Origin of the sequence: Pseudomonas mandelii (genome assembly GCF_900106065.1) — a bacterium.
Lineage (GTDB): Bacteria > Pseudomonadota > Gammaproteobacteria > Pseudomonadales > Pseudomonadaceae > Aquipseudomonas > Aquipseudomonas mandelii.
Genome location: NZ_LT629796.1, coordinates 2,654,262 through 2,675,328 on the forward strand (window position 1 = coordinate 2,654,262; position 21,067 = coordinate 2,675,328).

A 21,067-nucleotide genomic window follows, 5' to 3' on the forward strand; every position below is an offset into this window, starting at 1 on the left:
CAGGCACCTTCATGGACGCAACCAATGAGCGATTCCCTTCACACCCACAAACCCGAGGCTGATCACGATCACGATCACGATCACGATCACAGCCACAAGCTGCAGCCTGTGCAGAAGCATGACCATGGCGGGCACGGCGATTCCTGCTGCTCCTCCAAGGCGGCAGCGCCTTCGCTGATCAAGTTGAGCGACACGCCGACCGACGGCGCGCGGCTGAGCAGCTTCCGCATCGACGCCATGGACTGCCCGACCGAGCAGACGCTGATCCAGAACAAACTGGGCAAGCTTGCGGGGGTGCAGCAACTGGAATTCAACCTGATCAATCGGGTCCTGGGCGTGACCCATAACCTGCCGAGCACTGCGCCGATCATCGAGGCGATCAAGTCGCTGGGCATGGTGGCTGAACCGATGGAACAGGGCGCCGAAGCGCCAGCGCCGATCGCCGAGAAAAAGCACTGGTGGCCTCTGGCACTGTCCGGCGTGGGTGCGCTGGCGGCAGAAGTGATCCACTTCACTAGTGCCGCGCCGGACTGGGTGGTGGCGATCATCGCGCTGATTTCGATCCTCAGTGGCGGCCTCACCACTTACAAGAAGGGCTGGATCGCGCTCAAGAACCTCAACCTGAACATCAACGCGTTGATGAGCATCGCAGTCACCGGCGCGATCCTGATCGGGCAATGGCCGGAAGCGGCGATGGTGATGTTCCTGTTCACCGTGGCCGAGTTGATCGAGGCCAAGTCGCTGGACCGGGCGCGTAACGCCATTGGCGGCTTGATGCAGATGACCCCGGAACAGGCGACGGTGCAGCAAGCCGACGGCAGCTGGGTCACGCAAGAGGTCAAAACCATCGAGCTCGGTGCGCGAGTGCGGGTGCGTCCCGGCGAGCGGATTGGCCTGGACGGCGAAGTCGTGTCGGGCAGTTCGACCATCGATCAGGCGCCGATCACCGGCGAAAGTCTGCCGATCGAGAAGACGGTGGGCGATAAGGTCTTCGCCGGCACCATCAACCAGGCAGGCTCGCTGGAGTATTCCGTCACTGCAGCGGCGAACAATTCCACGCTGGCGCGGATCATCCACGCCGTGGAACAGGCCCAGGGCGCACGGGCGCCGACCCAGCGCTTCGTCGATCAGTTCTCGAAAATCTATACCCCGGCGGTGTTCCTGCTGGCCTTGGCTGTGGCGGTGATTCCGCCGCTGTTTATGGGCGCCGTCTGGTTCGACTGGATCTACCGCGCGTTGGTCTTGCTGGTGGTCGCTTGCCCATGCGCGTTGGTGATTTCCACTCCGGTGACCATCGTCAGTGGCCTCGCCGCGGCGGCACGCAAAGGCATCCTGGTGAAGGGCGGCGTTTATCTGGAAGGTGGCCACAAACTCGATTACCTGGCCTTGGACAAGACCGGCACCCTGACCCACGGCAAACCGGTGCAGACCGATTATGTGTCGCTTGATCCCACCGCAGACGCCACTGCCCCGGCGATTGCCGCAGCGCTGGCCGGTCGTTCGGACCACCCGGTGTCGTTGGCCATCGCCAATGCGGCGGTGGATAAACAATTCGCGCCGCTCGTTGTGGATAACTTCGAAGCCCTGGGCGGTCGCGGTGTACGCGGGGAAATCAACGGTCAGGTCTACCACTTGGGTAACCATCGCCTGGTGGAAGACTTGGGCCTGTGTTCGCCTGCGCTGGAAGAGAAGCTGTTTGCCCTGGAAAAACAGGGAAAATCGGTGGTGCTGTTGCTCGACAAGTCCGGCCCGTTGGCGCTGTTTGCCGTGGCCGACACGGTGAAAGAGTCCAGCCGCGAAGCGATCCAGCAACTGCACGATCTGGGCATCAAAACCCTGATGCTGACCGGCGACAATGTCCACACCGCCCAGGCGATTGCCGTGCAAGTCGGCATCGACGAGGCCAAGGGCGATCTGCTGCCCAACGACAAGCTGCAAGCCATCGAGGCACTTTATGCACAGGGCCATCGTGTTGGCATGGTCGGCGACGGCATCAACGATGCGCCGGCGCTGGCCCGCGCCCAGATTGGTTTCGCGATGGCCGCCGCCGGTACCGATACCGCCATCGAGACCGCCGATGTCGCCCTGATGGACGACGATCTGCGCAAGATCCCTGCGTTCATCCGCCTGTCGCGTCGAACCTCGACCATTCTCAAACAGAACATCGCCCTCGCTTTGGTCATCAAGGTGATCTTTCTTGGGGTAACCTTCGCCGGGATCGCCACCATGTGGATGGCGGTGTTCGCCGACATGGGTGTCAGCCTGTTGGTGGTGTTCAACGGTTTGCGCCTGCTGCGCAAGTAAGCGATGAGGGACGGGTGTGCTGAGTGCCGAGCTGAAGGCGTTTTACATGGTTGCCCGCCTGGGCAGCATTACCCTGGCGGCGAAAAAGCTCGGCCTGAGCCAACCCACGGTGACCACGCAGATCCGCCATCTGGAAAGCCAGTATTCGGTTGAGCTGTTCTACCGTGGCGGCCGCCGCCTCAGCGTCAGCGATGAAGGCGCGCGGCTGTTGCCGATGGTCAAGGCGCTGTTGCAGCAGGAAGCCGACATCGAGTTTTTCCTGCGCAACAGCGGCCAGGTCCAGGGCACATTGCGCATTGCTGCTACCGCGCCGTATTACATCCTCGACCTGGTGAAGACTTTCCGCGAGCGCTTGCCGCAAGTGGAAGTGTCAGTGGAAATCGGCAACTCCCAGCAGGTGCTGGAAGCGCTGGAGGATTACCGGGTGGATGTCGCGGCGTCGTCACAATTGCTCGATGACGCGCGGCTGATTCGGCGGGTACTCGGCAGCGATCCGCTGGTGTTGGCGGTGCATCGCAACCATCCGCTGGCGGCGCACGATCATGTGCCGCTCAGCGCGTTGGCCGGGCATACCTTGTTGATGCGCGAATCAGGCTCGACCACTCGACGCCTGACCGAAGAATTGCTCGCCAGCGCCGGGGTGAGTTTCGGGCCGTTGCTGGAAATTGGCAGCCGTGAATCGATTCGCGAGGCGGTGCTGCGCAACATCGGCATCAGCATCATTGCCCGACAGGAAGTGCCGCATGACCCGCAATTGCGCGTGCTGACGATTGAGAATGCGCCGCAGATTCCGGAGTATCTGTACTGCCTCAAGGAGCGCAAAGGCGCGCGGTTGCCGGCGGCGTTCCTGGGTTTGGCGCAGGAAATGGCCCCCGCGTGAGATTTGTGTTGAATGTGAGGGCCCCTTCGCGGGCAAGCCTCGCTCCTACAGGTGGTCGCATTCCCCTGTAGGAGCGAGGCTTGCCCGCGAAGGCGTCCGTCAGTGCACCAACGTATCCAACCCAAATTCTTGAATACCACTATCAGCCGTTTTTGCCTCACTGCCACATGACGGACGCATTACAAACCTAGGATGGGCTTCATCTGCTTGATGAGGCCTGTCCATGAACCACTCGATCGCAACTGCCCTGACCAACCCCGGCGCCCCGATGAAAGTGCGCGGTGTGCAGAAACGCTTTGGCGCCTTCACCGCGCTGGACAATGTTTCCCTCGACGTGGCGGCCGGTGAACTGGTGTGCCTGCTGGGCCCGTCCGGCTGTGGCAAAACCACGTTGCTGCGTTGCATCGCCGGCCTGGAGAAACAGGACAGCGGCGAGTTGTACCTCGGCGATCGCGACGTTTCCCACCTGGCACCCCAGGCCCGGGATTACGGCATTCTTTTTCAGTCCTACGCGCTGTTTCCCAACCTCACCGTCGAAGCGAACATTGCCTACGGCCTCGCCGGCAGTGGTCGTGATGAAGTGCGCAAACGTGTCGGTCAGATGCTGGAACTGGTCGGCCTGACCGGCAGCGAGAAAAAGTACCCCGGCCAGTTGTCCGGCGGCCAACAGCAACGTGTCGCGCTGGCTCGGGCATTGGCGCCGGCGCCATCGTTGTTGCTGCTGGACGAACCGATGTCGGCCCTCGACGCCCGGGTTCGCGAGCATTTGTGCACCGAACTGCGCCAACTGCAGCGCAACCTCGGCGTCACCACCCTGATGGTCACGCACAATCAGGACGAGGCCATGCTGATGGCCGACCGCATCGCCGTGATGAACAACGGCAAGGTCGAGCAGTACGCCACGCCGCAGGACATCTACGACCGCCCGGCCACGCCGTTTGTGGCGGAGTTTGTCGGCCAGGGCAACTGGCTGCCATTCAGCCGCAGCAGCGACAGCCATGCCCAGGTCGGCGGGATGAGCATGCGCCTGGCGGATGGCAGCGCTAAAACCACGTCGGGCCGTCTGTTTTGCCGACCGGAAGCGATCAACGTCAACCCGCTGGTGCATGAAGAAAACCTGTTCCCGGCCAAGGTTCGCGAGATCACCTTTCTCGGTAACCGCTGCCGCATGAGCTTCGAACTCGATCAACTGCCCGGCCACGCATTGCTGGCCGAACTGGCACCGGAAGCCATGCCGCGCCTCGGTGCGCAGCAGATCATGGTCGCCTTGCCCCCGCGCAGCCTGCAGGTGTTTGCCTGATGAGCGCGAACATCGCGCTGCCGATACCGCACAAGCAGGTTCGGCAGACCTCCCGTGCCGAGATCGGCGACCGGGTGTTCGTGGTCGGCGGCAAACTCCTTTTATTGGTGTTGCTCGGCCTCGCGGTGTTGATGCCGTTGTTGGCGATCTTCTGGCGCGGTTTCAGTTCCGAGGCCGGGCAGGGCGGAGGCCTGGTGGCCGCGCGTGAATTGGTGACCAGTGCGAACTTCCACTGGTTGCTCGGCAATAGCCTGAAAGTTTCCCTCAGCGTGGCGGCGATTGTCGTACCGCTGGCCTACCTGTTTGCCTACGCATTGCAACGCACGTTGATTCCCGGCAAAGGCATCTGGCGCGCAATTTCGTTGTTGCCGCTGATGGCGCCGTCGATGCTGCCGGGGATTGCGCTGGTTTATCTGTTCGGCAATCAGGGCATGTTGCGCGGCTTGCTCTCGGACAATATCTACGGTTTCTGGGGCATTGTTCTGGGCGAGGTCATTTACACCTTCCCACACGCATTGATGATTCTTCTGTCGGCGCTTTCCCTGGCGGATGCGCGACTCTTCGATGCCGCCTCCAGCATGGGCGCCAGTCCGGCCAAAGCCTTTCGCAGCATCACCTGGCCAGCGACCCGTCAGGCCGTGTTCGCGGCGTTCTGCCTGGTGTTCACCTTGACCATCACTGACTTCGGCGTGCCCGTAGTGGTCGGTGGCGACTATCAAGTGCTGGCGCTGGAAGCCTATAAGGCCGTGGTCGGCCAGCAGCAATTCGGTCGCGGCGCGTTGATCGGCATGGTCCTGCTGCTGCCGGCACTCTTCAGTTTTGCAGTCGATGCCTGGTTGCGTCGACGTCACGGCGACGCCATGAGCGGCCGCGCCCAAGTCTTCAAACCCGCGCCGTCGAAGCGGCGGGACGGTTGTTATCTGGCCATCGTGCTGCTGATCTGCGCGGTGTTGCTGCTGGTGTTCGGCATGGCGGTGTTCTCCTCGCTGGTGAAATTCTGGCCGTACAACCTGTCGCTGTCGCTCAACCATTACCAGTTCAGCGACACCGCGGGCGGCGGCTGGCTGGCCTACGGCAACAGCGTAAAAATGGCTTTGAGCACGGCGTTGATCGGCAGCGTGCTGATCTTCACCGGCGCCTACCTGATGGAGAAAACCAAAGGCCAGCGCGGACTGAACCTGGCCTTGCGCATGCTCAGTTTCGTGCCGATGGCGGTGCCGGGTCTGGTGCTGGGCCTGGGTTACGTTTTCTTCTTCAACCTCAGCGGCAACCCGCTGCATGTGCTCTACGGGACCATGACGCTGCTGGTGGTCTGCACTATTGCTCACTATTTGACCACCGCACAAATGACCGCGACCACGGCGCTACGTCAACTCGACGCCGAGTTCGAGGCCGCCGCGTTGTCGCTCAAGGCGCCGCTGTATCGGCACTACCTGCGAGTCACTGTGCCGATCTGCCTGCCGGCGCTGCTGGACATCGTGCGCTACCTGTTCGTCTCGGCCATGACCACCGTTTCAGCCGCGATCTTCCTCTACAGCCCCGACACCATCCTCGCGGCGGTGGCGGTGCTGAACATGGACGACGCCGGCAACGTCGGCGGCGCGGCGGCGATGTCGACCCTGATTCTGTTCACTTCGGCAGGCGTGTCGATGCTGCTGGCCTGGGCCTCGCGCGGCTTGCTGCGCCGTTCCCAGGCCTGGCGGCAGACCGCTCCTGGTAAATAAATCTGTCCCCATAAAAGACCAACCCTCAACTCAAACAGGAAAAGATCATGTTCAAGCCTATGGCCCTGGCCGCTGCTGTCCTCACCGCTTTCAGCCTGAACGCCTTCGCGGCGCCAACCGAGTTGACGGTGTACACCGCCCTCGAAGCCGAGCAACTGAAGACTTACAAAGAAGCCTTCGAAAAGGCTAACCCGGACGTCGAGATCAAGTGGGTACGCGATTCCACCGGGATTATCACTGCCAAACTGCTGGCCGAAAAAGCCCGCCCACAGGCTGATGCGGTCTGGGGCCTGGCGGCGTCGAGCCTGGCGATCCTCGATCAGCAAGGCATGCTGCAAAGCTACGCGCCGAAGGACCTGGGCAAGATCGGCGGCAACTACCGCGATGCCGCCAATCCACCCGCGTGGGTCGGGATGGACGTCTGGGCGGCGACCATTTGCTTCAACACCGTCGAAGCCGAAAAGCAGGGTTTGACCAAACCGGTGAGCTGGCAGGACCTGACCAAGCCTGAGTACAAAGGCAAGATCGTGATGCCCAACCCGGCCTCGTCCGGCACCGGTTTCCTCGACGTCAGCGCCTGGCTGCAAACCTTCGGCGAGAAGCAGGGCTGGCAGTACATGGACGACCTGCACCAGAACATCGGCCAGTACGTTCACTCCGGTTCCAAGCCTTGTAAGCTGGCGGCTTCGGGTGAATTCCCGATCGGCATTTCCTTTGAATACCCGGCGGTTCAGCTGAAGCGTCAGGGCGCACCGCTGGACATCATCCTGCCGAAGGAAGGCCTGGGCTGGGAGATCGAAGCGACCGCTGTGATCAAGGGCACACCACACGAAGAGGCGGCGAAGAAACTGGCTGACTTCTCGGCCAGCCCGGCGGCGATGGAGCTTTATAAAGAGAACTTCGCGGTGCTCGCGCAACCGGGGATTGCCAAGCCGCAGACCGAATTGCCGGCGGATTATGAGCAGCGTTTGATCAAGAACGACTTTGCCTGGGCGTCGAAGAATCGCGACGAAATCCTGAGCGAGTGGCGCAAGCGGTATGACGGCAAGTCCGAGAAAGTGGCTGCCAAGTAAGATCTCTATCGGCTGAAGAGCCTCTTCGCGGGCAAGCCTCGCTCCTACAGGGTTGGTGTCGTTTGTGATAACGCGCAACCCTGCAGGAGCGAGGCTTGCCCGCGAAGGCGGCTTAAAATTCAGGACATCACTTGATGACACACCACAACGACATGCTGATCGTCGGCGCCGGCATTCTCGGCCTGTCCCACGCCTACGCCGCCGCCAGACGCGGTCTGAAGGTCACGGTTTTCGAACGCAGCGAAACCCCCTTGGGCGCCTCGGTCCGCAACTTCGGCCAGGCCCTCGTCACCGGCCAACCCCCGGGCCCGATGCTCGAACTGGCCAGGGCCAGCCGCGAGATCTGGGGCCAATGGGCACAACTGGCCGGGTTGCAACTCAAGCGCAACGGCTCGTATTTGTTCGCTCGCAGCGAAGCCGAAGAACACCTGCTCGAAGCCTTCTGCACCGGCCGCGCCGTGGAATACGGTTACCGCGTCGACCTGCTGCGCGGTGCTGCCTTGCGCGATCTCTACGGCGGTCAGTTCCGCCATCACCGCGCGGCGTTGCACGGCCTGGACGATCAGCAACTGTATTCCCGTGAAGCGATTCCGACGTTGATCGACTACTTGCGCCGCGAGCTCGGCGTCGCGTTTCACTTCTCTACCCTGGTGCGCGATATCGAGCCGGGTCGCCTGCGCAGCACGGCCGGCACGTTCAGCGCCGATCAGATCATCGTCTGCTCCGGGCACGATTATCAGACCTTGCTGGCCGAGCCGATCGCCGCGCTCAACCCGCAAATCTGCCGCCTGCAAATGCTCCGCGCCCGGCCGCAGATCAACCTCAACCTGCAACACGCATTGCTCACCGGTTTAAGTTGCGTGCATTACGGCGCCTTCGCCGATCTGCCGGAAGCGGCAGCGGTGCAGGCGCAGATTCTGCGCGAGGAGCCACACTTGCATGAAAACGGCATCCACCTGCTGATCAGCCCGACGCCTTACGGTGAGTTGATCATCGGCGACTCCCACCATTACGGCCGCGATCCATCGCCGTTCAATGCCGAGCAGGTCGATGACTGGATGATCGGACTCGCTGAACAAACCCTGGGGTGCAAGGTGCAGGTGGTCGAGCGCTGGCAGGGCGTCTATGGTTCACGGGGGCCGGGGCCGTTCTCGTTCCTGCTCCCGATGCCGGGTGTGAGCGTGGCGCTGATGCACACCGGTGTCGGCATGAGCGTCGGCCCGGCGCTGGCCGAACGTAACGTCGCCACCTTATTGGGAGAGCATTGATGGACAGCAATGAGCAAGTGATCGCCGAGGTGTTTGGGCTGTACGAACGCTTTGGCGACAGCGATTACATCGGCGAGCCGGTGTCGCAGATCGAACACATGTCCCAGGCCGCCGAACTGGCCATGGCCGAGGGCTTTGATGACGAAGTGGTGCTGGCCGCGTTCTTCCATGACATCGGGCATATCTGTGGCGGGAGCGCCGAGAACATGGGTGGTTTTGGTGTGGTCAGCCACGAACGTCTGGGCGCCGATTACTTGCGTCGGGCCGGTTTCAGCGAGCGCCTGGCGCGGCTGGTGGAATACCACGTTCAGGCCAAGCGTTATCTGACGCTTAAAGAGCCCGGGTACTACGAGCGATTGAGCGAAGCCAGTCGCCGGACCCTGGAATACCAGGGTGGGGTGATGACCGCGGAAGAGGCTGAAGCCTTCGAGAAGGATCCGTTATGCAAGGCCAGTTTGCGGATGCGCCAGTGGGATGAACAGGCCAAGGACATGGGCGTGCCGGTGATGGATCTGGGGGTGTTGAAGGATAAGGCGTTGCGGCTGTTGGCTGCGTAATAGCTCGAAACCGGGTCGCTGCCATCGCGAGCAGGCTCGCTCCCACAGGGGAACGCATTCCAATGTGGGAGCGAGCCTGCTCGCGAAGGGGCCAGCCCGGACACCCCAATAACCAAGGTTTACAACTGCTGCGCCAACACCTCAACCTGCTCTTGCCGTTCCGCCTGACTCAACTTCGCCTGCGGATTCAGCGACGACCACTGCGGATGCGCCCGGGCCTTGTTCAGGGCTTCGGGCAGTTTGCCTTCGCGCCAGGTCTTGTCCTGTGGCGTGGCCACCTGGATGCTGTCCATCGCCGCATGCCCACGGGCATTCAGCGCATGCAGCAATTGGCGCTGACGCAAGGCCAACAGCCTCAACACGCTGTCGTCGACCGTCAATTCTCGTTGACCCCTGATCTTGCCCATTAACCGGCTGCCATAACTGCGGGCGGTTTGCAGGGCGCCGCCGGCAATGGCGCCGGCCAGTGCCGCCGCGCCGAGGGTCAGGCCGCCCACCAGTAAATCAACCCCGGCACCGGCCGCCGCGCCGGCCGCGATGCCACCGCCGACCCGCACGCCCAATTGCTTGAGGGTTTCCGGGTTGAACAAATCATCGCCCCAGCGGCCATCGAGCAGCGGCAGTTCACTGGCCGCCGCGTCCTGTGGGCGGAAGGCATAGAGTTTGAGCAAGCCTTCAACGCAGCGCTGTTCCCGTTGGCGAACGGCTTTGCGCAGTTCGCTGATCGCCTGTTGTTCCTGCTCCGCGTCGCTGACCACGCTGCGCCTGCACGCGGCGCAATCGATCAGCAACTCGGCAATCAATCGCGCCGCACTCTGTTGGCGAGCCAGGCGTTGAGCCTGTTGATCGGCGATCAGGCGCTCCAATTGTTCGCGGGAGTTTTCCAGCAGCAAGGCGAGGCTTTCATAGAGTCGACGTTCGCCATCTTCGGGCGGTGCAACGCTGTCGAAACGCACCAGGGCATGCAGGCCCAAGCGCGCCAGGGCTTCACGCCAATCCGGCTCGCGATGGTTGGCGCTGCTGACGAAATTCAGCACCGGCAGCAGCGGTTTGCCGCAACTGGCCAACACTTCCAGTTCGTCGCGGTACTTGGCCAGGACCGGCTCCCGGGCGTCGATCACATAGAGGCCGGCGTCCGAGGCGAGCAATTGGCGCAGTACTTTGGCTTCCTGTTCAAAGCGCTGCCGGGCTTCGCTGCCGTCGAGGAATCGGGCCAACCGTGCCGGGCCGTCGAGGCGTTCGCCGGGACGTTCCAGGCGCTCGAGGTAGTCGAGCAGGGCGATGGCGTCTTCAAGGCCGGGCGTGTCGTAGAGATCGAGCAACGGCTCGCCGTCCACCGACAACCGCGCGCCTTCGACATGGCGGGTGGTGCTGGGGCGATGGGACACGTCACCGAAACCGACGTCCCGGGTGAGCGTGCGCAGCAACGAGGTTTTGCCGACATTGGTGTGGCCCACCACGGCCAGCTTCAAGGGCGCTTTCCAGGCATTAGTCATGGCCGGTCTCCAGCCAGTTCACGGGCGCGCAATCGGCGAACGGCAGGTCCAGCTGTTGCAGCGCCACGTGCCAGTCGCCGAGACGTTCGGCATCCAGTGCTTCGCCGGGCGGCGCTTGCAGCAGCCAGACACGGGTGGCAGCGGCATTGCGCGCCAGTTCGGCGATCAGGGCCAGGCTGCCACGGTCGGGCGAACGTCGCGGATCGCAGGCAATCGCCAGGCGTGCCGGAGGGAAACGACTCAACTGTTCGAGCAGTTTGTTGCGCGATTCGCGACTGTCGAGGATGCCGGCGTTGTTCACGGTTTTCGGCAGTTGCGGCGGCCACGGGCGTTGATCGTCCAGCTCGATGGCCACCAGCAACGCGCCGTCGCTTTGCTGCTCACTGACGCCGCTTTCGACACGATGCAGTTGCGCAGGCGCGGCATCACTGATGCCGAGGCGTTCGCTGGTGGGCATCAGCCGTTCGCGCAATTGGGCGTAACCGGCCAGGTTCAAATCCAGGCGCAAAGCGGCTTGGCCGGAGGTCCAGCGCCAGCGGCAGAACAGCATCAGCAACAAACGCGGCAACACCCCGTAGACCAGCAACACGCCCACCAGCCAAGCGGCCCAGGCCTGACGAGCGCTTTCGATGTTCAGCGCGGCATCGCCGCTGGCGCGGATCATCTCCACGCTGGGCACGCTGAAACCGAGCAAGGCCGGCAGGGTGCCGAGAGCCTGGGTCATGGCGACGAAGGTGTCGCCGCGCAGAATGGTGGTTTCCCAGACAAAGCCGTAGCGCCGGGTCGCCATCAGCATCAGCACGATAACCAGCGCACTGAGCAACGCCAGCAACCACAAGCCGTTGACCAGCACGCCGATCGCCCAGCGATTGAGTTTGCGTCGCTGCAATAACAGCAGCAGGGCGGGTGCCAGTTGCGCGGCTTTGGCATCACGAGCGAGTTTTTCGCTGAGCCACAGCCATAAACGTCCAAGGCTGGCACCGTGCTCACCGGCAAACACCAGGCCCAACGCCCAGCTCAGCAGCAGAATCAGATTGAGCCCAAGCAGACTGCCCAGGGCCCAGAACACATTTACCGGGGTCTGGCCATCACCCAGTGCGGCAAACGCCAGGCCAGCACCGCTGACGATGGCCAGCACCGCCATGACGATCAGCGCCAGTCGCGCGCCTTGCAGCCAATGCTTGAGGGCGTCGGACAAACCGTCGCGCTCGGCCAGCCACACGGCACGGCGCTGAATTCGCGTCGGCAAGTCGCCGCCGGCGCTGCGGGCCAGCCGGTTGGCTTCCAGATCCTCCAGGGGGCCGGCGTGTTCTTCACGCAGGCGCACCGTCTCGGTCAGCCAGAGGTTTTGCAGTGGAGTCAGTTCAGTCACGCGGCATCCCGTCGCTCAAATGAGCTGTGAGCATAACCGCTGTGGCGCTTATCGGGGTACGGGAGGCTCTGGTATCCTCGCCGGCATGACTAAATCACTCCCCCTCAGCCTGATCGCAGCCCTCGGTGAAAACCGTGTGATCGGCGTCGACAACAGCATGCCCTGGCACTTGCCGGGGGACTTCAAATACTTCAAGGCCACCACCCTCGGCAAACCGATCATCATGGGTCGCAAGACCTGGGATTCCCTCGGCCGGCCGCTGCCGGGCCGATTGAACATTGTGGTCAGCCGTCAGGCGGATCTGGTGTTGGAAGGCGCGGAGGTTTATCCATCGCTGGAGGCGGCCGTGGCTCGCGCGCAGGAATGGGCGAACGAGCAGGGCGTCAATGAGGTGATGCTGATTGGCGGCGCGCAATTGTATGCGCAGGGGATGGCGCAGGCGGATCGGTTGTATCTGACCCGAGTGGCGTTGAGCCCGGAAGGGGATGCGTGGTTTCCGGAGTTTGATTTGGGGCAGTGGACATTGGTGTCCAACACCCAGAATCCGGCTGAAGGCGACAAACCAGCGTACGACTTTGAAGTTTGGGAGAAAGTCTAAAAGCTTCGCGGGCAAGCCTCGCTCCTACAGGGTTTGTGTCGATCGCGAAAATTGCGTACGACACAAATTCTGGTAGGAGCGAGGCTTGCCCGCGAAGAGGCCAGCTCAGACGCTAAAAAACTTAAGCGTGCGCCAACTCCGCATGCTCATCGGCATCCAGCAGTGCTTTATCCGTCTGCTGCATGATCTGGCTGGTAATCGCCCCGGCCGTGATCGAACCACTCACGTTCAACGCCGTGCGGCCCATATCGATCAGCGGCTCAACCGAAATCAGCAACGCCACCAATGACACCGGCAAACCCATCGCCGGCAGCACGATCAGCGCGGCAAACGTCGCACCGCCGCCCACGCCCGCCACACCGGCTGAACTCAAGGTCACAATCGCCACCAGTGTTGCGATCCACTGCGGGTCCAGCGGGTTGATGCCGACAGTCGGCGCCACCATCACCGCCAACATCGCCGGGTACAGACCGGCACAGCCATTCTGGCCAATGGTCGCGCCGAACGACGCGGCGAAACTGGCGATGGATTGCGGGATGCCCAGGCGGCTGGTCTGCGCTTCTATGCTCAGTGGAATCGTCGCGGCGCTGGAGCGGCTAGTGAACGCGAACGTCAGCACCGGCCAGATCTTGCGGAAGAACCGCAGCGGGTTGATCCCGGCCGCCGACACCAACAGGCCATGGACCACAAACATCAGGCCCAGGCCGATGTAGGAAACCACCACGAAACTGCCGAGCTTGATGATGTCTTGCAGGTTGGAACCGGCGACCACTTTGGTCATCAGCGCCAATACGCCGTAGGGGGTCAGCTTCATCACCAGACGCACCAGACGCATCACCCAGGCTTGCAGGGTGTCGATGGCGTTGATCACTTTCTGACCTTTCTCGACGTCATCCTTGAGCAGTTGCAGCGCCGCGACACCGAGGAACGCGGCGAAGATCACCACGCTGATGATCGACGTCGGCTTGGCGCGAGCGAGGTCGGCGAACGGGTTTTGCGGAATGAACGACAGCAGCAGCTGCGGCACATTCAGGTCGGCAACCTTGCCGGCATAGTCGGTCTGGATGGTTTGCAGGCGAGCCATTTCCTGGGTGCCGGCGATCAGGCCTTCGGCGGTCAGGCCGAACAGGTTGGTCAAGCCGATACCGATCAGCGCCGCAATGGCCGTGGTGAACAGCAGCGTGCCGATGGTCAGGAAGCTGATCTTGCCCAGCGACGAGGCGTTGTGCAGACGGGCTACGGCGCTGAGGATCGAGGCGAACACCAGCGGGATGACGATCATTTGCAGCAACTGCACGTACCCGTTGCCCACCAGATCGAACCAGCCGATCGAGGCTTTCAGCACCGGGTTGCCGGCACCGTAAATCGTGTGCAACGCGACACCGAACACCACGCCCAATACCAACGCGAGCAGGACTTTTTTCGCCAGGCTCCAGGTCGTGTGGCGGGTTTGCGCGAGGCCAAACAGTAACGCGAGGAACACCAGCAGATTGAGGATCAGCGGCAGATTCATGAGAACTCCGAAAGTGACTTGTGCCAGCCACCTTCCGGGGCAGCTGCGAACCGGCAAGCCTAACAGCTTGATTTACAAAGAATTAATATCAAAAAAGTCTGATAACTGTCGTTTTTGGAATAAGCCGGTGTCGCTGTCGGGGATGCACTTGACGCGAAAGGGACGTGTGCGGTCGCTAGTGGACGAGAGTTGTCACACTTATTTGTTAGCGTCGATATCTTTGGATCAGGGAGAAACCGCCGATGAAGCTCGCACCAAAATTTCTCGCAGCAGTACTCTGTCTTGGCCTCGCCGGCCAGGTCTTCGCCACGGATTTGAAGCACTGGCCAGCCGATCAGGCCAAGGCGCTGGACGCGATGATTGCAGCCAACGCGAACAAAGGTAACTACGCGGTGTTCGACATGGACAACACCAGTTACCGCTACGACCTCGAAGAGTCGTTGCTGCCGTACATGGAAAGCAAAGGCCTGATCACCCGCGAGAAACTCGACCCCTCCCTGAAACTGATCCCGTTCAAGGACACCGCCGACCATAAGGAAAGCCTGTTCAGCTACTACTATCGCCTCTGCGAACTCGACGACATGGTGTGCTATCCATGGGTCGCGCAAGTGTTCTCCGGTTTCACCCTCCAGGAACTCAAAGGCTACGTCGATGAGCTGATGGCCTTGGACAAGCCAGTGCCGGCGACCTATTACGAAGGCGATGTGGTCAAGAACCTCGACGTCAACCCGCCGAAAATCTTCACCGGTCAGAAAGAGCTCTACAACAAGCTGATGGAGAACGGCATCGAGGTCTACGTGATGACCGCCGCCTCGGAAGAACTGGTGCGCATGGTCGCTTCCGATCCGAAGTACGGCTACAACGTCAAACCGCAAAACGTCATTGGTGTGAGCCTGCTGCTCAAGGACCCGAAGTCCGGTGAATTGACCTCGGCGCGTAAGCAAATCACTGCGGGCAAGTATGACGAGAAGGCCAACCTTGGCCTCGAACTGACCCCGTACCTGTGGACCCCGGCGACCTGGATGGCGGGTAAGCAAGCGGCGATCCTGACCTACATCGATGAATGGAAAAAACCGGTGCTCGTCGGCGGCGACACACCGACCAGCGACGGCTTCATGCTGTTCCACAGCGTCGACGTGGCCAAGGGCGGCATTCACTTGTGGATCAACCGCAAGGACAAATACATGACCCAGATTAACGGCATGATGGCCAAGCACGCGGCAGCACAGGCCAAGGAAGGGTTGCCGGTGACGGCGGACAAGAACTGGGTGATCGTGAAACCGGAGGAAATCCAGTAAGCACCAAAAATCCAATGTAGGAGTGAGCCTGCTCGCGATAGCGCAGTGTCAGACGACATCAATGGTGACAGACATACCGCTATCGCGAGCAGGCTCACTCCTACAGTTGATCTCCAGTGTTTGGGGGATCGTGGTCAAAAAAATGCCCCGCACTTGGCGGGGCATTTTTTGTTCGACGGTTAAGCCTTACAGCCCGTCGAGCATTGCCTTGTTACGCACGGCACCCTTGTCGGCGCTGGTCGCCAGCAGGGCGTAGGCCTTCAGTGCAGTGGTCACTTTGCGTGGACGTTTTTCCACAGGCTTCCAGCCTTTCTGATCCTGCTCGGCACGGCGGCCAGCCATTTCTTCGTCGCTGATCAACAGATTGATCGAGCGGTTCGGAATGTCGATCAGCACCTTGTCACCGTCCTGCACCAGACCAATCGCGCCGCCTGCAGCGGCTTCCGGCGAAGCATGACCGATGGACAGGCCCGAGGTGCCGCCGGAGAAGCGGCCGTCGGTGAGCAGGGCGCAGGCTTTGCCCAGGCCTTTGGATTTCAGGTACGACGTCGGATAGAGCATTTCCTGCATGCCCGGGCCGCCTTTCGGACCTTCGTAACGGATGATCACGATGTCGCCGGCCTTCACTTCGTCGGCGAGGATGCCGCGAACGGCGCTGTCCTGGCTTTCGAAGATCTTCGCGTTGCCTTCGAACACGTGGATCGATTCGTCGACGCCAGCGGTTTTCACCACACAGCCGTCCAGTGCGATGTTGCCGTAGAGAACGGCCAGGCCGCCTTCTTTCGAGTAGGCATGCTCAACACTGCGGATGCAGCCGTTTTCACGGTCGTCGTCCAGGGTTTCCCAACGGGTCGACTGGCTGAATGCCGTTTGCGTCGGGATGCCCGCCGGGCCGGCTTTGAAGAAGTGATGCACGGCTTCATCGTCGGTCTGGGTGATGTCCCACTTGGCGATGCCTTCGGCCAGGGTCTTGCTGTGCACGGTCGGCAGGTCGGTGTGCAACAGGCCGCCACGGGCCAGCGAGCCGAGGATGCTGAAGATCCCGCCAGCGCGGTGCACGTCTTCCATATGGTATTTCTGGATATTCGGAGCGACTTTGCACAGTTGCGGCACGAATCGGGACAGGCGGTCGATGTCGCGCAGGTCGAACTCCATCTCGGCTTCCTGGGCGGCGGCCAGCAAGTGCAGGATGGTGTTGGTGGAGCCGCCCATGGCGATGTCCAAGGTCATGGCGTTTTCGAACGCCTTGAAGTTGGCGATGTTGCGCGGCAGTACCGACTCATCGTTCTCACCGTAGTAACGCTTGCACAGCTCGACGATGGTACGGCCGGCCTGCAGGAACAGCTGTTCGCGATCGCTGTGGGTCGCCAGGGTCGAACCGTTGCCCGGCAATGCCAGGCCCAGGGCTTCGACCAGGCAGTTCATCGAGTTGGCGGTGAACATGCCGGAGCACGAGCCGCAGGTCGGGCAGGCGCTGCGCTCGTACTCAGCGACTTTCTCGTCAGAAGCGCTGGAGTCGGCGGCGATCACCATGGCGTCGACGAGGTCGAGGCCGTGGGAGGCGAGTTTGGTCTTGCCGGCTTCCATCGGGCCGCCGGAAACGAAGATCACCGGGATGTTCAGGCGCAGGGCGGCCATCAGCATGCCAGGGGTGATCTTGTCGCAGTTGGAGATGCAGACGATGGCGTCGGCGCAGTGGGCGTTGACCATGTATTCGACGGAGTCGGCGATGATCTCGCGGCTCGGCAGCGAATAGAGCATGCCGTCGTGGCCCATGGCGATGCCGTCATCCACGGCGATGGTGTTGAATTCTTTTGCCACACCGCCAGCGCGTTCGATTTCGCGGGCGACCAGCTGGCCCAGGTCCTTGAGGTGGACGTGGCCCGGTACGAACTGGGTGAACGAGTTGGCAATGGCGATGATCGGCTTTTTGAAGTCGTCATCTTTCATCCCCGTGGCGCGCCACAGTGCGCGGGCGCCGGCCATGTTGCGGCCGTGGGTGGATGTTTTCGAGCGGTAATCAGGCATGAAGCACTCCGGGCGGCTAATCAGGTATCAAAAGGGAAGTGAGCTTCTATTGACGTCTGGAACACCCAGAAATGGCCGTGTGTCCGGAAGTTGCCGATAACTTTGCGGGATCGCCGCGCGCTTCAGCTTGAGCTCATAAACCCGCCGGGGGATGACTGGCGATGAATGTCGCGATTCTACACGGCTGGCGTCAGGAGGGAATGCCGGGAAGCGTTGATCCGGCGCTGACACAACGTGCGGGATGACGACTGGCAGGTTTCAGCCCGCCTTCAGCGCCAGATGCCGTCGTGTAATCAAGACATTCAGGCCAAGGCCCGTAGCACTCAAGCTCAGGAAGCACAGGGCTAGTGCTGTGGTCAGGTCTTCGGAGGCAAGGTTGATCACCACGCTGATCACACCGCCGCACATGAAAATCAGCACGCCGCCTACCGAGGTCGAGGTTCCGGCATTCCGGGGGTAGAGACTCATGGCTTTGGAGTTGGCGATGGGCCGGGCAATGGTGGTGCCTGCCGTACAAATCAACATGGGTATCAGCACCGCTGCCGCAGAGAGCCCGAACTGTTCCGCCAACCACAGCATCACCAGCCCTGACAAAGCGATCAGCCCCAGGCCAATAACTATTTGTGTGTTGGCCTGCAGGTACCGATGCAGCGCGCTGGCGACAATCCCGCCAAACACATAAGCCACGCCATACAGCAGCAACGCCCAGGCAAATGCGTAAGGCGACAGCGCCAGCCGCTCCATGAAAATGATCGGTGAAATGACGATGAACGAGAAATGGCAGGCAAAAGCCAAGGCTGAAATCAACCAATACCCCATGAAGCGCAAATCCGAACACAGCCGCCAATAGGCGCTGAAAAAACGTTCAGGTGCCGTGGTATGAAGGTGAGGGTTTTCCCTGAGCAGAAAGAAGGCTTTAAGCCAGACAATGACGGCCAGGCTGATAAACACATAAAAGCTGCCCTGCCAGCCTAGCTGCAATTGCAACCACGTCCCCAGCAGCGGCGAAATCGAAATGAATACCCCGCCGCCGGTCACCATCCAGATTCTGATTCGCTCCTGTTCCTTGCCGACGAACAGATCCTGAACCAACGCCTGTGACAGGACGAATGACCCGCAACCAACGGCCTGGATCACCCGGAAGAACAAAAACCAGCTGTATTCGCTGGACACCACACACCCTGTCGCTCCCACCACCGCAATTGCGATACCGGCCAGCAGGAGTTTCTTGCGTCCCCACAAATCCGACAATGGTCCGACCAGCACCACGGACAACGCCAGGCCAATGGCGAACACGCTCACCGACAGGGCGATGTCGGACGGTGAGGTCCGAAAGTAGTCAGAAAGATCGGGAAAGGAGGGGAGCACCACATCCAGGGGAAAGACGCCGAGCAGCGTCATGGTCATCAACAGAATGACCATGGCACGTTGTTCGCCCCGGGCTACCTGTTTTCCGTCATTCATCGAACAGCCCTGCCCTGGAGAAAAGTTGGCGATTGGCAGGCAGATCGAAGAACCCGGCTTTTTTCATTGCGTTGAGCGTGGCACCAGCACTCGATCGGACGCGCAGGCGCTGTGCTTGCGAGCCGGTAAGATCCCCAAGGATCTGCGCGACAGACGCTTCACTCAGGCCGGCGCTGCGCAGGCTTTCCCCAAGCCAGCGTTCATCTATCTCAAAGAAAATCAGCAGGATTTCCGCGAGCGACCTCGCGGTGAACGTGCGTTGGCCGCAGTTCAATTGCACCCACAGATGGTGGAATACTTCGCAAAAGTAGCGACTGTGACGCGCTTCGTCGGCCAGGTGATCCCTGAGCATTTCCTGAACGCTGCTCACCAGCGTGTCACGGCAAACGTCGAGCAGTTCCTTGGCGATAATCGTTTCCGAGACGAAGCCGACGAGAAACCACGCCAGTGCCTTGTGCTTGTCCGGTGTGCGATTGAGCAGGGCGTTCAGCCGGGCTATCCGGTGGGGCACGACCGGGCGATCTGTCATGTCGTAAATATCGGCAATCTGCTCGGCGAGGCTGTTGGAAAACAGTGCGTGATAAGCCTCATCCGTATAGAGCTGCAGCGCGGCGGTTTTCATCCGTGGGGGGATGGATACCCCCAGTTCGTTGTGGACGATGGTTTCCACGGAACGGTTGACGATGCGGTGTTCCAGCAGGGTGGTGTAGTCGAGGAAATACACCAGATGGTTGGCGGACAGGCGATGAGTGATTGCTCTGCCTGCTGCTTTGATTGCCGGATGATTCAGGTAGGGCAGAAATTCCGGCGCAAACCAGTGGCGGGTTTCCAGTTGCCGTTTCAGGTCCGGTGGCAATTGGTAGGTGTGTTCGCTGATCCGCACCGAGGCTCGGGTGTTCCAGTCTCCAAGGGTGAAGCGATGGGCCCATGAGGCAGAGGCTGACGCGGGGTCGATGAGGGGCTCGGTCATTGTTCCGCCCCCCGACTGCTCAGCAGTGCTTTCAATTCCTTGCACATCACTTGCCCGTCGCTCTGGCCGCAGCCGACAAAGAACAGCGGTTGCTCTGCGCTGTTCTCAAGTCCCAGCAGCGCTTCGACCTGGTCGTCCGTCAATGCACCGGTCAGCCAGGTGTTCAATCCCAGCGCGGTGGCCGCCAGTTGAAAGGTCTGGGAAATATGGCCGGCCTCGACGTAGGCCATTCGGTAGGCCCGCGAGTGTTCATATTTCCACCACAGCTTGTCGAATCGGCTTGTGATGAACAGGCCTGCGGGCAGGTTGTTGATGAAGTGTTGTCCGCACATCAGTTGCCCTAAAGGCTGGGGAGGCAGCGGATTAACCAGACTCAGCGCGTGCCCGGTGGGGTGATAGGCGTAGACACCGGGTGGCAGGCCGCGGACGTTTTGCACCAGCAGAAAGCCTTCGCAGGCATTCAGTCCGCCTCCGGACGGGCTGCTGCGCCGGGCGCCGAGACCTTCGACGATGCTTTCGTCGACGTCGTTTTCGCGCTCATGCAGATAGCCGAGGGATAGGTACAGCAATGTACTGACGGCTTCGAGGGAAACGGCTTCACCCGTGAAGGTGCGGCAGGTTTTCCGATTGACCAGGGCGTTTGCCAGGGAACCTTCCGGCAGGCAGGAAGGCTTTGGCAGGGTAATCAGCTCGCATCCCAGGCGTTCCGAGCGCCTGGCTTTCGGCGAGGGCGTGCTCAGGACGTCGCTGCAATGATCAAGGTATTGTTTTGACCATTCATTGATATTTTGCGGAACGTGTTCGCACGGAATGTTCTTGGTGCCGATATGGAATATCTTCGACAGTTCGTCCCAGCCCCAGTCTGTAGTATCTGTTATTGCAGTTGTCAGTATTCCAGCGTCAAGTAGCTGGGTGTCAATTGTATTGCGTTCGTTGAACTTTTCGGGGTTGTCGATAAGTTCTGCCAGTCGGGTTGAATACTTCAGGTTCAGTTCAAACTGTTTGTGATTCTTGTAATCCCAGACTATTTGACCAGGCGTGCGTGGAAGTATGAATAAATGAGGACTGATCTGCATGATGGGCGGTTCGCTCTGGGCAATGCCATAGAAAACGCTGGGTAGCCGGCACTCCCCAGCGTCTCATTTACTTAGCGGGCTTTAGGGGCGACCAGGAAAGCCAGGTTGGCGATGCTGTTAGCTTCCAGAGTAATTGCTTTCATTTG

At 61.0% G+C, this 21,067-nt stretch carries 16 protein-coding genes; 9 read left to right on the plus strand and 7 right to left on the minus strand.

Annotation, left to right across the window (positions count from 1 at the left end):
- Positions 1–24: 24 nt before the first annotated feature.
- From BLU63_RS12000 to BLU63_RS12030, 7 genes are all read left to right on the plus strand, one after another.
- Positions 25–2,304 carry a heavy metal translocating P-type ATPase gene (locus BLU63_RS12000; protein ID WP_083375525.1) on the plus strand — a complete coding sequence of 760 codons (2,280 nt, stop codon included), beginning with the start codon at positions 25–27 and terminating at the stop codon, positions 2,302–2,304.
- A gap of 16 nt (positions 2,305–2,320) precedes the next feature.
- Positions 2,321–3,184 carry a LysR family transcriptional regulator gene (locus BLU63_RS12005; RefSeq protein ID WP_010466752.1) on the plus strand — a complete coding sequence of 288 codons (864 nt, stop codon included), beginning with the start codon at positions 2,321–2,323 and terminating at the stop codon, positions 3,182–3,184.
- A 223-nt stretch (positions 3,185–3,407) separates the two neighbouring features.
- Complete coding sequence (locus BLU63_RS12010; protein ID WP_083375526.1) at positions 3,408–4,484, plus strand: putative 2-aminoethylphosphonate ABC transporter ATP-binding protein; 1,077 nt, start codon at positions 3,408–3,410, stop codon at positions 4,482–4,484.
- Positions 4,484–6,208, plus strand: coding sequence for a putative 2-aminoethylphosphonate ABC transporter permease subunit (locus BLU63_RS12015; RefSeq protein WP_083375527.1), 1,725 nt, complete (start codon positions 4,484–4,486; stop codon positions 6,206–6,208). The genes BLU63_RS12010 and BLU63_RS12015 overlap by 1 nt, the downstream gene beginning before the upstream one ends.
- A gap of 47 nt (positions 6,209–6,255) precedes the next feature.
- Entirely contained in the window at positions 6,256–7,281 is a 1,026-nt protein-coding gene (locus BLU63_RS12020; protein WP_010466757.1) for a putative 2-aminoethylphosphonate ABC transporter substrate-binding protein, read from the plus strand.
- A gap of 134 nt (positions 7,282–7,415) precedes the next feature.
- Positions 7,416–8,549, plus strand: coding sequence for a TIGR03364 family FAD-dependent oxidoreductase (locus BLU63_RS12025; protein WP_010466758.1), 1,134 nt, complete (start codon positions 7,416–7,418; stop codon positions 8,547–8,549).
- Entirely contained in the window at positions 8,549–9,106 is a 558-nt protein-coding gene (locus BLU63_RS12030) for a phosphonate degradation HD-domain oxygenase (RefSeq protein WP_010466760.1), read from the plus strand. The genes BLU63_RS12025 and BLU63_RS12030 overlap by 1 nt, the downstream gene beginning before the upstream one ends.
- Positions 9,107–9,225: 119 nt before the next feature.
- Here BLU63_RS12030 and BLU63_RS12035 read toward each other — a convergent pair whose 3' ends face one another.
- Both BLU63_RS12035 and BLU63_RS12040 read right to left on the minus strand, forming a co-directional pair.
- Complete coding sequence (locus tag BLU63_RS12035; RefSeq protein ID WP_083375528.1) at positions 9,226–10,602, minus strand: GTPase/DUF3482 domain-containing protein; 1,377 nt, start codon at positions 10,600–10,602, stop codon at positions 9,226–9,228.
- Positions 10,595–11,974: a DUF2868 domain-containing protein gene (locus tag BLU63_RS12040; protein WP_083375529.1), complete on the minus strand. Its 1,380-nt coding sequence runs from the start codon at positions 11,972–11,974 to the stop codon at positions 10,595–10,597. Before BLU63_RS12040 ends, BLU63_RS12035 begins: the two co-directional genes overlap by 8 nt.
- Before the next feature lie 85 nt (positions 11,975–12,059).
- Between BLU63_RS12040 and BLU63_RS12045 the strand changes: the two genes are divergently transcribed.
- Positions 12,060–12,572, plus strand: coding sequence for a dihydrofolate reductase (locus tag BLU63_RS12045; protein ID WP_083375530.1), 513 nt, complete (start codon positions 12,060–12,062; stop codon positions 12,570–12,572).
- A 121-nt stretch (positions 12,573–12,693) separates the two neighbouring features.
- Here BLU63_RS12045 and BLU63_RS12050 read toward each other — a convergent pair whose 3' ends face one another.
- Positions 12,694–14,085 (minus strand): L-cystine transporter, encoded by a 1,392-nt coding sequence (locus BLU63_RS12050; protein ID WP_083375531.1) that lies wholly within the window; start codon positions 14,083–14,085, stop codon positions 12,694–12,696.
- Positions 14,086–14,327: 242 nt separating this feature from the next.
- Here BLU63_RS12050 and BLU63_RS12055 point away from each other — a divergent pair, with 242 nt between their 5' ends.
- Complete coding sequence (locus BLU63_RS12055; RefSeq protein WP_083375532.1) at positions 14,328–15,383, plus strand: HAD family hydrolase; 1,056 nt, start codon at positions 14,328–14,330, stop codon at positions 15,381–15,383.
- 186 nt (positions 15,384–15,569) lie between these two features.
- Here BLU63_RS12055 and ilvD read toward each other — a convergent pair whose 3' ends face one another.
- The 4 genes from ilvD to BLU63_RS12075 all read right to left on the minus strand — a co-directional run bounded on the left by ilvD (position 15,570) and on the right by BLU63_RS12075 (position 20,921).
- A complete protein-coding gene (gene ilvD / locus BLU63_RS12060; protein ID WP_010466773.1) occupies positions 15,570–17,411 on the minus strand; it encodes a dihydroxy-acid dehydratase in 1,842 nt (613 codons plus the stop codon).
- Positions 17,412–17,669: 258 nt separating this feature from the next.
- The gene (locus BLU63_RS12065; RefSeq protein WP_083375533.1) at positions 17,670–18,875 is read right to left on the minus strand and encodes an MFS transporter; all 1,206 of its coding nucleotides are present in this window, start codon (positions 18,873–18,875) and stop codon (positions 17,670–17,672) included.
- On the minus strand, positions 18,868–19,845 hold the full coding sequence (locus tag BLU63_RS12070) for a diiron oxygenase (protein WP_010466777.1): 978 nt from the start codon (positions 19,843–19,845) through the stop codon (positions 18,868–18,870). The genes BLU63_RS12065 and BLU63_RS12070 overlap by 8 nt, the downstream gene beginning before the upstream one ends.
- Complete coding sequence (locus BLU63_RS12075; RefSeq protein WP_010466779.1) at positions 19,842–20,921, minus strand: SagB family peptide dehydrogenase; 1,080 nt, start codon at positions 20,919–20,921, stop codon at positions 19,842–19,844. The genes BLU63_RS12070 and BLU63_RS12075 overlap by 4 nt, the downstream gene beginning before the upstream one ends.
- Positions 20,922–21,067 lie beyond the last annotated feature (146 nt).

Excerpts from the sequence above, each read along its gene's own strand:
- BLU63_RS12050 (WP_083375531.1), bottom strand. The coding sequence starts at position 14,085 with ATGAATCTGCCGCTGATCCTCAATCTGCTGGTGTTCCTCGCGTTACTG.
- BLU63_RS12070 (WP_010466777.1), bottom strand. The coding sequence starts at position 19,845 with ATGACCGAGCCCCTCATCGACCCCGCGTCAGCCTCTGCCTCATGGGCC.
- BLU63_RS12065 (WP_083375533.1), bottom strand. The coding sequence starts at position 18,875 with ATGAATGACGGAAAACAGGTAGCCCGGGGCGAACAACGTGCCATGGTC.
- BLU63_RS12030 (WP_010466760.1), top strand. The coding sequence starts at position 8,549 with ATGGACAGCAATGAGCAAGTGATCGCCGAGGTGTTTGGGCTGTACGAA.
- BLU63_RS12010 (WP_083375526.1), top strand. The coding sequence starts at position 3,408 with ATGAACCACTCGATCGCAACTGCCCTGACCAACCCCGGCGCCCCGATG.
- BLU63_RS12075 (WP_010466779.1), bottom strand. The coding sequence starts at position 20,921 with ATGCAGATCAGTCCTCATTTATTCATACTTCCACGCACGCCTGGTCAA.
- BLU63_RS12055 (WP_083375532.1), top strand. The coding sequence starts at position 14,328 with ATGAAGCTCGCACCAAAATTTCTCGCAGCAGTACTCTGTCTTGGCCTC.
- BLU63_RS12035 (WP_083375528.1), bottom strand. The coding sequence starts at position 10,602 with ATGACTAATGCCTGGAAAGCGCCCTTGAAGCTGGCCGTGGTGGGCCAC.
- BLU63_RS12025 (WP_010466758.1), top strand. The coding sequence starts at position 7,416 with ATGACACACCACAACGACATGCTGATCGTCGGCGCCGGCATTCTCGGC.
- BLU63_RS12000 (WP_083375525.1), top strand. The coding sequence starts at position 25 with ATGAGCGATTCCCTTCACACCCACAAACCCGAGGCTGATCACGATCAC.
- ilvD (WP_010466773.1), bottom strand. The coding sequence starts at position 17,411 with ATGCCTGATTACCGCTCGAAAACATCCACCCACGGCCGCAACATGGCC.
- BLU63_RS12045 (WP_083375530.1), top strand. The coding sequence starts at position 12,060 with ATGACTAAATCACTCCCCCTCAGCCTGATCGCAGCCCTCGGTGAAAAC.
- BLU63_RS12015 (WP_083375527.1), top strand. The coding sequence starts at position 4,484 with ATGAGCGCGAACATCGCGCTGCCGATACCGCACAAGCAGGTTCGGCAG.
- BLU63_RS12020 (WP_010466757.1), top strand. The coding sequence starts at position 6,256 with ATGTTCAAGCCTATGGCCCTGGCCGCTGCTGTCCTCACCGCTTTCAGC.